The 13227-nt window shown below is 54.2% G+C and carries 9 protein-coding genes; 6 read left to right on the forward strand and 3 right to left on the reverse strand.

Annotation, left to right across the window (positions count from 1 at the left end):
- Positions 1-210 precede the first annotated feature (210 nt).
- Genes P8N76_03550 through P8N76_03560 form a run of 3 tightly spaced genes read left to right on the forward strand, consistent with a single transcriptional unit; the run spans position 211 to position 4846 of the window.
- Entirely contained in the window at positions 211-2808 is a 2598-nt protein-coding gene (locus P8N76_03550) for a hypothetical protein (GenBank protein ID MDG2380725.1), read from the forward strand.
- A gap of 59 nt (positions 2809-2867) precedes the next feature.
- Positions 2868-3443: a hypothetical protein gene (locus P8N76_03555; GenBank protein ID MDG2380726.1), complete on the forward strand. Its 576-nt coding sequence runs from the start codon at positions 2868-2870 to the stop codon at positions 3441-3443.
- Between the two features lie 23 nt (positions 3444-3466).
- Positions 3467-4846 carry a DUF4147 domain-containing protein gene (locus tag P8N76_03560; GenBank protein MDG2380727.1) on the forward strand — a complete coding sequence of 460 codons (1380 nt, stop codon included), beginning with the start codon at positions 3467-3469 and terminating at the stop codon, positions 4844-4846.
- A gap of 24 nt (positions 4847-4870) precedes the next feature.
- Here the strand turns inward: P8N76_03560 and P8N76_03565 are convergent, their stop codons facing one another.
- The gene (locus tag P8N76_03565) at positions 4871-6211 is read right to left on the reverse strand and encodes a beta-ketoacyl-[acyl-carrier-protein] synthase family protein (GenBank protein ID MDG2380728.1); all 1341 of its coding nucleotides are present in this window, start codon (positions 6209-6211) and stop codon (positions 4871-4873) included.
- 417 nt (positions 6212-6628) lie between these two features.
- On the opposite strand from P8N76_03565, the gene P8N76_03570 reads away from it, so the two are divergent.
- Both P8N76_03570 and P8N76_03575 read left to right on the forward strand, forming a co-directional pair.
- A complete protein-coding gene (locus P8N76_03570) occupies positions 6629-7768 on the forward strand; it encodes a fatty acid desaturase (GenBank protein MDG2380729.1) in 1140 nt (379 codons plus the stop codon).
- A gap of 182 nt (positions 7769-7950) precedes the next feature.
- Positions 7951-9147 (forward strand): SUMF1/EgtB/PvdO family nonheme iron enzyme, encoded by a 1197-nt coding sequence (locus P8N76_03575; GenBank protein ID MDG2380730.1) that lies wholly within the window; start codon positions 7951-7953, stop codon positions 9145-9147.
- A 71-nt stretch (positions 9148-9218) separates the two neighbouring features.
- Here P8N76_03575 and P8N76_03580 read toward each other — a convergent pair whose 3' ends face one another.
- On the reverse strand, positions 9219-10055 hold the full coding sequence (locus P8N76_03580; protein ID MDG2380731.1) for a phosphoenolpyruvate hydrolase family protein: 837 nt from the start codon (positions 10053-10055) through the stop codon (positions 9219-9221).
- Positions 10056-10218: 163 nt separating this feature from the next.
- Positions 10219-11472, reverse strand: coding sequence for an Nramp family divalent metal transporter (locus tag P8N76_03585; protein ID MDG2380732.1), 1254 nt, complete (start codon positions 11470-11472; stop codon positions 10219-10221).
- Between the two features lie 135 nt (positions 11473-11607).
- Between P8N76_03585 and P8N76_03590 the strand changes: the two genes are divergently transcribed.
- Positions 11608-13086: a tetratricopeptide repeat protein gene (locus P8N76_03590; protein ID MDG2380733.1), complete on the forward strand. Its 1479-nt coding sequence runs from the start codon at positions 11608-11610 to the stop codon at positions 13084-13086.
- Positions 13087-13227 lie beyond the last annotated feature (141 nt).

Consider the following 13227-nt stretch of genomic DNA (forward strand, 5'->3'; position numbering starts at 1 on the left):
ATTTGGTCTGGAAGAAAATCGCAACTACATGTATACGCGAGAGTTACGCCAAGATGGCCATATCAAAACGTGTTGACAAGAAACCACGGTGGTTCAACAAGCGACCCAAACTCGGCGTTTTTCGATCACCTTTGACGCCCGGATAGCGCTGTCACAACCTGACGGCGAGCGATGATGTTGCGAATGTTAAACCATTGTCCAGGACAGTCGATGTCACGGACCCTTTCCCCGCACAGCGAATTTGTCTGCCGAGCATGGCTGGTCTGCAGCCTGATTGCTTATTTTGGACAGGCCGCAACCCTGGCATCCAGCCCGACAACCAACTGGACGATTACTCGCGCCGATTGCCAGTACACTGTTCAAGACCATGAACTGACCGAAGTGGCTGGTCGGAGCTCCGCACCAGCAGAATACTTCAGACTCAAAGCCGGCAACGGCACGCACATTTTTCTGGAACGTCCGGTAGACCGTTCGTTGGTGATTGACGATCTGGTGGCCGGCGTCTGGGTTCGTTCCAATCGCCAACAATTGCAGATTTTTGGCCAAGTCGTCTTACCCAAAACAGAAGACCCCTCCACCAACGCTGCCGCAAGAATTCGCTTGGCCGGGGAACTGTATGAATCACCGGGTGGCTGGCAACAACTCAACGTTTCCAATCTGCCTGCCTTGTTGGAACGGCAACTTCCAATTTTGCGTGCCAAATTAAAAACACCGGTCGACGCGCGAGGCGCTTATCTTGAGTCTTTGGTCATCAACGCCTTTGGAGGACCTGGAACAACACGACTTTGGCTTGATGAAATTGAAATGCGTGGCAGCGTGAATGTTCAATCGGACCTGCCGCGACTCAAGCCTCCTAAACCAAAGCGTAACGTAAGGCAAACGGGACCACGACTTCAAGTCTCGAAGCTTACAGTCAACGGGCGTCCTTTTTTTCCTCGGATCGTCGATCACCACGGTGAATCTTTCGAACTGTTGAAACAATTGGGATTTAATACCATCGCGTTGAAAGCTCTGCCGTCCCAACAGCAACAAAACGAAGCGCAACGGTTGAAGCTGAAGCTGATCTGCCCTCCTCCGGAACAGATCGATTCAAAGACGGACTTCCCCCCCGTGATTGCCTGGCATCTGGGTGACGATATTTCTGGAGCCATTGGGATTCGCAGCCGGGTCGATAGCATTCGGCAGCATGATCCTCGCGCGCGTCTGATTATTGCAGGTGCGGCGGAACGCCAATGGGCCACCAGCCGGCAGGTCGATGTATTGCTGCGTAATCGATATCCCATCGGGACCAGTTTCCAGTTGTCCGAATACGACGAATGGCTCCACCAAACAACTCGTCTAGCGCGACCGGGGACACCCTTTTGGAGTTCGATTCAAACGGAGTTACCTCAAATCGTCTTGGATCAAACTCGCTCGTTGGCAGCGCAGACCATGCAGTTATCGCGTCGCGTTGAGATGGAGCAAATGCGTCAGCTCTGTTTGTCTTCTATCTCAGCCGGATCACGAGGCCTTTGGTTTCGTACGTTTTCCCGGCTGGATTTGGATCGGGCCGATTCACAGCGAGCGCGTCAGATGCTGGAGCGTTTGAATATCGAATTATTATTACTGTCCCCTTGGGTCATGGGTGGAAAACGGGTGGGAACGGTGCCCTCTCAGAATCCATCCCGACAAATGGTCACGTTGGCGACGGAGCGTTCCAGGTTGCTGATCACAACCTCGGCGGTGAAGGACAGTCAGTTTGTAGGAATGGCACCTTATGGTGCCGATACGATTTTGGTGGCGGGTGCACCCGATTCCATCGACGTCTATCTGCTTACACCGATCGGATTGCGCCCGGTCCGCCATCGGCGGATAAGTGGTGGAGTTCAAATCGACCTGAGCGAAAGTTCCGCCGACTCGATGATTTTGATGACCGAGGATCCGCTCGTCGTATCCCACGTCAACGGACTGGTGAAGCAGAAGCGGAATCGAGCGGCAATCCTCGAATATCAAATCGCACGAGACCAATTACAGATGCTTCGCGATATCCTGAGCGACGACGAGCAACAAGAACACACGCGTGACTTCGCCGAAGCCAAGGCAAGCCTGCAGGTATGCCAGAGGCTGCTGGAGTCGGGTGACGTAACCGACGTCTACCGATTTGCCAGACAAGCAGCCCGTGCATCCGCTCAAGTGCGTTTCCGCGTGTGGCAACAGGCGACCGCCCACCAAGCCCATCCCTTGAGTCACCCTGCGGGTAGCGCCTTTCATTTGGTGACCCGTAAAACGAGCTCTGATTTCCACCTCGTGGAGCCCGAGGCGTGGCCGGGTGGCGATTGCGAAGATTTGGAACAGATGATCCAGCTTGGCTGGCGGCAGTTTCAAACCTCGCCTGACGACCTCAAAACCTACATCGCTCTGTCCCCCAACCAACCGCGCACGGGCGAACACAGTTTGCGACTGCGCGTTGACGCACTCTCGGAACAAGCGGCCTCCAGCATCGTGGAAGCACCACCCGTCTGGGTCAACTCAGCACCCATTACCGTTCACCCCGGCCAACGCCTTTTGATTTCTGGCTGGATTCGCATTGACGAACGAATTCGCGGGAGTGGCGATGGATTTGTGATTCGTGATTCCATTGGAGGACCTGCTCTGGCGCAGCGTTTTCAACGGACGAAGGGCTGGCAACGTTTCGAGATGATTCGAGCTGCTGATCAGCGGGATCATCTGACGCTCACCTTTGCCCTTTCGGGCTTGGGAGAGGTTTGGTTGGACGATCTCCAAATCACCCGATTGCTGGACAAGCGACGGTTAGTTTCTCAGAATTGAGCCAAGACGGTTTTCATTGGCCGATCTGAGAAAGATCAAATCTTCCGTGCGGAATGAATATGTTGGGCTATTACACAGTGATCCTTTTCGTAATTCTTGGGGCTGCCGCAATTTTGCTGCTGGTCGTTGGCATCCTGTTGCTGAAGCGCCCCAAACCGGTCCCCCCCAAAACAAGCCTGCCGACGCTGGACCTGAACACGCTTGAAACGGGGCCGATCCCGACCCAACCTCGCCTGGAGATCTATCACATTCCGATGCAACTGGCGGCAGTCATCGTCGCTCCCGCTGGACGGAGCAGCGAGTTGCCCGAAATGGATCAATTCTCAGAACTATTTGATAACCTGACACCTGGACTCGGAAACGTGTTTGAGCAGCATCATCCCCAGCTGCTACTCTGGCCATCTCAGCTCAGTTCCGAGGGGTTCGTGCGTTCGTTTTTTCGGCATGTGCCGCTGCCGGGCACGAAGGGACGTGGAACGGTCTGGTGTAGCCTAGCCGGACGAATTGAATTGGATAATGAGTCCGTGCTTGTCGGACTGCTCTGCCGCGCAAACTCCAACAACAGCCTGGCTCAGATCTTAATCGAGCGGCCTTCCAAATGGCTGGACATTGTGCGCGTGCGCGAATCGGATTAATCGCTAACGACCGGAGTGTTTTCATGACCGTTCAACTTCGCGAAGATGGGTTGCAAATCTGGAATCGCGGCGTGACTGCGGTTGATAGCGAACAACTCGTGCTTGATAACGTGAAGGTCGACCATCAGTCGCTGACGATTGGAGCACAGACTTGGCCACTCCATCAGATCCGACGAATCGTCGTAGTCGGAGCAGGAAAGGCGGGCGCCGGAATGGCGCGGGGACTCGAAGGAGCTTTGGGTGCACAGATCCTGGCGGAAAAACAGGTTTCAGGTTGGATCAACGTACCCGCGAATTGTGTTCAGCGTTTGCAACGGATTCATTTACATGCTGCACGTCCGGCCGGGCGTAACGAACCTACCATCGAAGGCATGCAAGGCACCCAACACATTCTCAATTTAGTCCACGGGCTGGGGTCGCAAGATCTATGTTTGTGCCTGATCTCTGGCGGCGGTTCGGCTCTGCTTCCGGCTCCGATCGATGGCCTATCGTTCGACGACAAACTGCGAGTCACTCGCCATTTGAGCGAGTCGGGGGCCAACATCCAGCAATTAAATGCCGTCCGAAGCTCCCTCAGTGCCGTCAAAGGTGGCGGACTAGCGCGCGCTTGCCAAGCTGGCTCACTGATCACTTTGATCATCTCGGACGTGATAGGGGATCCTTTGGAAACCATCGCCTCCGGACCAACGATCGTCAATTCCGATCCGGCACGACGTGCCGCGATCGCATTGCAAGTGTTGGAAGATTTTGACGTGGCGAGTTGCGGCACATCGGCAAATCTGGCCAACTCGATTCGTCGACAGGCAACGAATCAACCGACGACGGCCAGCACCAAGATCACGAACCTTGTGATTGGTAACAATCGAACAGCCACGCAAGCAGCCGAGCAGGAAGCAAATCGATTGGGTTATCGGGTAATTTTGTTACCCAGCGAATCCGCCAAGAGCTCAGCCGAACAAGTGGGCAGTTCACTCGTCGCCGCGATGCTGGAACGTCGTGAGCCGGGCATCAAGCGCTGCTGGGTCAGCGGCGGCGAACCGATTGTTAAGCTGGTGGATGCTTCCAGGAGGGGGTTGGGCGGTCGCAATCAACAACTGGTTTTGGCTGGCCTGCTTCAAATCATAAAGAGCAACTCCGAGACTCCTCTGCTGGCCGATCAACTGCTCTTGTCCGGTGGCACCGACGGGGAAGACGGCCCCACCGATGCGGCCGGCGGTTTTGTGGATGAGGCCGTTGCGCGACAAATGCTTGTTCAACAGCTTGATGCGGCTGACTACTTACGTCGAAACGACGCCTATTCATTTCTCAAACAAACAGGGGGACTGATACAAACCGGCCCCACGCATACGAACGTCTGCGATCTACGAGTTGCCTTGGTGAACGGCGCCGTTGACCGTTCTTGAAGGATCACGTTCCGCCCCAGCGATTTACTCGTTCACACCGATTACGAGCGCCACCGATTGTCCTGTTTGCGACTGATTTAGCTTCATGGCAAGTGGCTTGGTGACCGTTTGGGAAACCCCATGAATCACATTCACCGGGCAGCTGGAATCGGGAGTCTCATAATTGATCGTGGGCGGCACTTCCCTGTGTTGTAACGCCAGAACGCTGCCGATCAGCTCCACCGCGCCACCTCCAGCGCCCAGATTTCCAAACTGGCTTTTGAGCGCTGTGACGGACACATCACCTAACGCCTCGCGAATCGCATTGGCTTCCGCACGATCATTCTCGATGGTGCTCAACCCATGAGCATTGACGTGGCCCAGGTCGGAAGCATCGGCGCCGGCTGCCTTCAGAGCGTTTTGAATGGAGTTTTGAATGGCTCGCGACTTGAGCGACGGCTTCGTCGCAAACGAACTTCCAAATCCATGCACCACGGCCAAAATCTCCGCACAGCGCTGTTCCGCATGTTGGCGACTTTCTAGAATTAACGCCCCCGCGCCTTCCCCGTTGACCATGCCATCCCGATCCGCATCAAACGGTCGGCTCGCGGCAGCCGGTTGATCGTTTCGTTGCGAAAGATGCAAGGCGCCGCGATAAATCCAACCGGTAATTTCCAGACGTGTTCCCGTCCCACCGACAATCATCACGTCAGCCACATCACGTTGGATTGCACGTACCGCTTCATCCAAAGCAACCAGACTGCCAACTTCGCCCAGTACAATCGAATTGTTCGGTCCCCGCGCATCGTGCGCAATGGCAATATGACATGCAGCCATGTTGGGAAGATTCTTGAGCATCCAAAGGGGATACATCCGATTTGGAAAACTCTCGCCGAACTGCTCAAAGTTGAACTCGCCATCCGGGCTGCTACCCCGAAACAAATCCTCATAGTCGTTGATGTCGCCATACAACATCTGACTGCCAAACACGGCACCTTTCCGCTCGGGATCCGTATCGGATTGAGTCAATCCTGAGTCGGCGACGGCCAACGCCGCAGCCGAACAAGCGGTCTGAATTTCACGGCACATGACCTTCAAAGCTTTTCGCGGCTTAATGTATTGCTTGCCGTCAAAATCCTTCAACGAGGCACCAATATCGACCGGCGACTCGCTCGAAGCCAGAAACTCTAACCGCGTCACACCACTCTGCGATTCGCGCAGCGACGACCAGAACGGCTCACGCCCAACCCCAATTGGGCTGACGACGCCAATACCTGTTATCACAACTTGACGTGATTGGTCCATCAACGGATCAACGGGAACCCGGAAAAAGGCGAACAAACCTGCTTTAAATAGCAGAGACGGACTCATCGTAGCTAGGAGCATCCACAACCTCAAGGCATGGCGAAGCGCCGGAAACCCCAGCTGCCTGTGAAACGTTCACGCTCAACCGTCTCACGGCTCGAGCCAAGCCAATGTCAAGGTGTGAAAACACCATCTTGAACATCGAAATTCCGAGAGCTGGAATCTGAGTGAATCACAACGTTTACCGAAATTGCAGGGTTGGCAATCCTGGCAAACTTTGACAAGCCCGAGCATCGGCTGCCAGGCGACATTATCCACAAAACCCACCTCAACGGTCGATTCGTCCGGAAGAAGTATGTCGGTTACGACAGGCGTGAAAGCTTTTTTTTAGGAGCAGCAGGTCGTTGAACCGATGAGCCTTGTTATTGTTCGAAAGGGTTTGCCAGAACCTTTAGGGTGCGTTGGCGATCGCTGACTCAAAGTTTTGCAAGCACTAAAATGAATCAAGCCTCGGATCACTCCCAGTTCTCGCTAACGGGTGCGAGACAAATTGTCCAAGATTGTTTTAAACCCAACCCCTGGATCTACTGGGGCGATTTCCTGGTTAGTTATAGCCTGGGAATGTTCTGCTTCCAACAATCGCGGGGAGCCGGCATGCTAAGCCCACATCAAGGCTTCACCGGCGAGTTCTCACAGCTTTTTTTCTTTTTTGCATCCTGCTTGTTGTTTTATCGCTGTGCCTTGTTCATCCACGAGGTGGTCCACCACCGAAACGGTGCTCTGCCGGTATTCCGCTTGGCTTGGAACTTGATCTGCGGCATTCCATTTCTCATGCCGTCATTTGTCTACTACACGCACATTGATCACCACCGTCGCAGCCACTACGGAACCGATGCTGATGGTGAGTACATCGCCATGGCGCACCGACGGCCTTGGTACATCCTGTTCTATCTGAGTTGGTGCCTCGTCATCCCAGTGGCCGCTGTCGTCCGCTTCTTAATTTTGACACCCATCGCCTGGACAATTCCCGGTGCTCGTGCCTTTATTCATCGTCACGCTTCCTCCATGGTGATGGATCCAACCTATCTACGTCCGTTACCGACAAAACGAACGAAGCGGATCATCTACCTGCAAGAAGCCGCTTGTTTTGCCTGGTGCCTGGGAGTTGCGATCGTGCCACCTGTGTTCCTGGGTCGCTGGCCCCTTCCCTTCTTGATCCACGGCTACTTAATTGCGGTCGTCATCGTGTTGCTGAACTCCATACGAACTCTGGGATCCCACCGGTGGACCAATCAGGGTGGCGAGATGACCTTTGTTGATCAGTTGACCGATTCCGTCAACTTCCCCAATTCACCGCTGACTAGCGAGTTGTGGGCCCCCGTCGGCTGTCGCTTTCATGGCCTGCACCATCTTTTTCCGTCGATGCCGTACCATCACATGGCAAAAGCTCATCAGCGGTTGATGGAACAGTTACCTGCCGACTCACCTTATCGCAAGACCGTGGGTGAATCACTGCCGGCCGTGCTGTTCAAGTTGTGGCAACGAAGCCGTAACACGGAAGACCCGGCCTCGGAAACCATTCGCCGAATTCCGGGAAAATCACAGCGGCAGCGTGAACAATCTGTCAAGGAAACTTAATCTATTTCCAAGGTTTTCACGTCAAGGGAGAGCGCTCCCGACGGGTCGGTTTTCTGTCAAGCTTGCGCCGTGTTATCAAAGCGGTTAAGATGGCAAGGGACGATGGGGACAGGAACCTGACTGTTTTCAGGTGATCCACCACGAGAACCCGATCCACTCGCGATTTAAGAAGTAGGATTCTGATGAAAAATTTGCTGACCGTTGTCGCTTTCCATTGTTTCCCCCAATTGGCGATTACGTTAATTGTCGTTTCCGGGATGGGAACTCTGTTTGCGGACGACTCGATTGGCTTGGTTCAGGAGCAGCCCCAGGAAGGCCGCTTCGTGAAGACTGATCGCGGCTACATGATCCCATACAAGGTGGCACTGCCTTACGCAGACGTCGAGTTCGAAATGATCCCGGTCGCTGGCGGCACCTTTTTGATGGGCAGCCCCGCAAGTGAGGACAACCGCGATGATTCCGAGGGTCCTCAACGAGAGGTGACGATCGAGCCGTTTTGGATTGGCAAGCATGAAGTCAGTTGGCGTAACTACAAACCGTACATGCGGATGTATGACCTTTTCAAGGACTTTGAGACGGAGGAGATACGCAAAGTCACGGACGATAACCGACTTGATTCGGTCACGGCCCCAACTCCACTTTATGAACCAAGCTTCACCTTTGTGAACGGAGACGAGCCAAATCTTCCGGCGGTCACGATGTCGCATTTCGCCGCACGGCAGTACACAAAATGGCTAAGCGGCATGGTCGATTATTTCTATCGCTTACCGACGGAAGCGGAATGGGAATATGCCTGTCGAGCCGGTACAAAGTCTGCCTATTCATTTGGAGACAACTCGGACAAGATCGACGAGTACGCTTGGTATTCCGACAACTCCGACGACACTTACCATCCGATCGGCGAGAAAAAGCCCAATGCCTGGGGAATTCACGATATGCACGGCAACGTGGCGGAACTTGTCCTCGATCAGTACCAAGCAGATGCCTATCAAAAAGGTGGCAAGTCATTAAACGGGGACGCGACCGTTGTATGGAGCACAAAAATGTTTCCTCACGTTGTCCGTGGTGGCAGCTGGTATGACGACGACGATCAACTTCGCAGCGCGGCTCGGCTGCAAACCGAGAATTGGCGAGAAGAAGATCCCAATCTTCCCAAGAGCCCTTGGTGGTTCACTGATGAACCGGCTCTAAACATTGGTTTCCGGCTCGTGCGTCCATTGAACGCTCCCAAGAACAAAGAAGCTCGCAACAAGTATTGGAAAATCGACAACGAAACGTTGCAGTGGAACGTGAGCGATCGCATGGAAGAAGGTCGGGGCGTGTATGGATTGTCCAACCCGGATCTGCCAGCGGCGATCGAGAAAAACAAAAAGCGTTAGTTGATTGCGATTACCGTGTAGTGGCTGGACGAGCAAATGGTCTAGTCGTGTCGTCCGCCCGCGGCATTCGCTTATCCGTTGAGCTTCAATTCGGTGAACTCTCGGATACGATTTGTAATGGCAGGCTCGACCGGCAATCGCTCCATGCTGCTGGCACCATAGAAGCCGGCCACTCCTTCAGTTTGATCTAAAATGAACTGAGCGTCTTCCGGTTCGGCAATCGGACCACCATGACAGAGGACAATGATGTCGGCCTTCACACGCTTGGCTGCGTCATGCATTTCCTGAACCCGAACAGCGGACTCCGCCAGGGTCAATGCCGTTTGTGCACCGATGCTACCCTTGGTCGTGAGCCCCATGTGGGCGATTAAGATGTCGGCGCCAGCATCGGCCATCGCGGTCGCCTCATCGGGATTAAACGCATAGGGCGTCGTCAACAGGTTTAGTCCGCGGGCCTGGCGGATCATAGCGACCTCCAGACCATAACTCATTCCTGTCTCCTCGAGATTGGCACGATAGTTTCCGTCGATAAGTCCAACGGTCGGAAAATTCTGTACCCCCGAGAAGCCGGCATCGGTGACTTGCTGCAAAAACAGATCCATTTGGCGAAAGGGATCGGTGCCACAGACGCCTGCCAGCACGGGTGTTCGCTGCACGACCGGAAGCACCTCGTTCGCCATCTCCATCACGATTGCATTCGCATCCCCATAGGGCATCGTTCCCGCCAAAGATCCGCGTCCCGCCATCCGAAAGCGGCCGGAGTTATAGATGATGATCAGGTCAATCCCGCCGGCTTCTTCAAGTTTGGCGCTGATGCCTGTGCCCGCACCACCGCCAATAATCGGCGTACCATTTTTGACCTTTTCGCGCAAGCGACGGAGAATATCCTCTCGTTGAAATCGCCCCATGACTGTTTCCCACCTATGCCATTTCGTTGCCGAAGAGAAAAGTAAGAGTCTATTTTTGCACCAAGCAAGCTTGGCACGAGAGAGCCAGCGGCACCTTCCAACCGGCAGTTCCAGCGTGAACCCGTGACCCTCATTCATCCGAGGCTGCCTGGCAGCCGGCCGCTCATTTCCAGACGCTCATCGTACCGACAATCACGAAAAACACCAAAGCACCGGCCAGCAGAATCTGCGTCAGCCAGGAATTACGAAAGCGACCCACCAGCGCGGTGCGACCGTTCAAATAGAGCAATACCACAGCCAACAAAGGAATGCACAACGCTCCGACAAATGCGTATAACTTTTGGATTTGCTTGAAATCGATAAACAGACCGATAGCGGGCAGCGTCGCGATCGCGAATAGATACATTTGATACGGCCAAGCGCGTTGATCGACAACGGGTCGATCACGAGTCGGAGTTTCACGGATTTGCGACCACACATCGGCGAACAGATAGGGCACGCTCTGCCAGACTCCCAACAAGCTGCTGAAGAAAGCGCCCCAGCTGCCAATTAGAAAAGCAACCCTGGCGGTCGGTCCGGCGGCTCCCAAAACTTGTTCGAGACGATCAGCAATCATCACGACGAGACTGGCTCCTTTCTTATTATCGATGTCCCCCAGCTCATTGCCAATGATGACCATCGCTATGCCGAATAAGGCCGTCATTCCATACGCAACAGCCAGATCGATCCGACAAGGGACAATCCAGTCGATACCCTGCCGACCTTCCTCTCGAATCCAATAGCCGTAGCAAAGCACGGTCAGCGTGCCACCGACCCCACCAATCAACGCAATCGTCCACTGGATGTCAGTCGCTTGAAAATTCGGAATCGTTGGAACGAATAATCCTCGAAGAACGTCCGCCCAGGGTGGCTGCAGAGCAACGGCAGTCATCACCACCACCACAAACATCAACCCAATACAGCAGGCCATCACTTTTTCGAACAGACGGTAACCGCCCAGGCGCACGAGCAGCAGCGCAGCGAGACTATGGCCTATCCCGTAGATGATTTTATCGGTCGACGCATCTTGAATTGGAAAAATAGCGTGTCCGGCTACCCCACAGGCACTCATCAAGGCAGCTCCTACCAGAAAACTCCAAAGTGCCAGGTAGGCGAGAAAAAACCAGCGTGCGACTGATCCGCAACGACTAATCGCCCCTTCCACGAGCGTCTCGCCCGTCACCAATTGCCAGCGAGCAAGACCTTCGTTGATGACAAACTTGAGCAGTGCGCCAACGAGTACCGCCCAGAGAATGGCAACTCCCAAGCGTCCGCCCGCGAATGCCCCAGTGGCCAAGTCGCCCGCACCCACGCCCGTGGCAGCAACCAGTATTCCTGGTCCGATAATTGTCAGGATGCCAAGCTTGCTAAGTTTCATACGCTGGTTGCAATCAGATTTTCCGTATGTTCCAGTCGCTAACATCTTGATCGCGACTCACGGCCCTCGCAAGCCGGGGTCCAAACATCAACAGACAATTCAGCGATTGTCAGATGTTTTCGATACAATAGAGGAATGGTACGGAATTATCGCAAAATCCTGACGCGACTGTTCGCGGTCGGACTCGGACTGGCACCCCTGCTGTTGTTCGAACTGTTTTTGGCTCTCGCGGGTTGGGGAGATCCGAAAACAAGCGTTGATCCCTTTGTGGGGTTTCGAAATACGCGACCATTATTCGTGTTGGACCCCTCCCAACAACAGTACCAGGTTGCTGCGAACAGGCAGCTTTGTTTTCGTCCAGATCAGTTTGCGGCAGCCAAAGACAACAACGAGTTTCGCATTTTTTGTCTGGGGGGTTCTACCGTTCAAGGACGCCCCTACGCGATTGAGACATCCTTCACCCGCTGGCTGGAATTGAGTCTTCAGGCGGCTGATCCAACTCGTCAATGGCAGGTTGTCAACTGTGGTGGAATCTCCTATGCCAGCTACCGGCTCGTCCCGATTCTCGAAGAGGTGCTCCACTACCAACCCGACTTAATCATTGTGTACACGGGCCACAATGAATTTCTAGAAGACCGATCCTATCAATCGATCAAGTCCCGACCCGAGTGGCTCGCTCTGACGCTGGAAACTGCCTCCCAGCTCCGTACATTCAACCTGTTACGATCGGCTTATCTCGGCAGCCATCAGGCCCCCTCACTCAGCGAAAACGTACTGCCTGAGGAAGTCCAAGCTCGACTCGACTTTCGGGGTGGCTTAGCACAGTACAAACGAGATCCCGGTTGGCATCGCGGGGTAGTCGCACATTTTCAATTTAATCTCGAACGCATGATTCAGATGGCGCATCAGGCAGGCGTGCCAATTTGGATTGCCGATCCAGTGACCAATCTAAGAACTTGTCCACCTTTCAAATCGGCCCTTCGTGATCAACTCAGCCTGCAAGATCAGCAAGCCTGGAATCATTTGCGCCAAAGGGCAAGTGATTCGTACCGAACGGATATGACCTCCTCGCTTGGCTTGCTCCAACAAGCACTGGCAATCGACGACGAACACGCAGGCCTTTGGTATGACATGGCAAAATGTTACGAAGCGATCGGCCAATTCGATCTGGCTCGCCAAGCCTATCGCCAGGCACGTGATTGCGATATTTGCCCTCTACGAATGATCACGCCACTTTACAAAGCCCTCGAAAGGGTGAACTCCAAGAAGAGAACAAAAGTGATCCCAGTGCGCACGTTATTCGAACAACGTTGTCAACATGGCATTCCGGGCGGTTTTCTGCTGGTGGACCACGTTCACCCGTCGATGACGGGTCATCGCATGATCGCTGAATTGATCACGAATGAGATGATTCAGGAACAAATCGTCACACCCGTTGCGGGCTGGCAGCAAAACCGCGCTGCCAGCTTCCAGGCACATACAAGCTCACTCGACGACAAATATTATATGGAAGGCCAGCGTCGGCTCAAGGGATTGCAATCATGGGCCAGCGGGCGAGCCCGACAAATTCCGCCCGCCCAAGAGACTCCCAAGCCGATCCAGCCCGAAAATTGATCGAAAACCCGGTTGAGATGCGGAAAGCTGGATCTGCCGGAAGCCATCTGGCGTGATCGCTCTTTTATGGCAAAATCATTCAAGGGCCCGATGATCCACGGGGCAACTGACGATTGACCGATGCGTGCGATAAAATGACAC

This window comes from Pirellulaceae bacterium, assembly GCA_029243025.1.
GTDB lineage: Bacteria > Planctomycetota > Planctomycetia > Pirellulales > Pirellulaceae.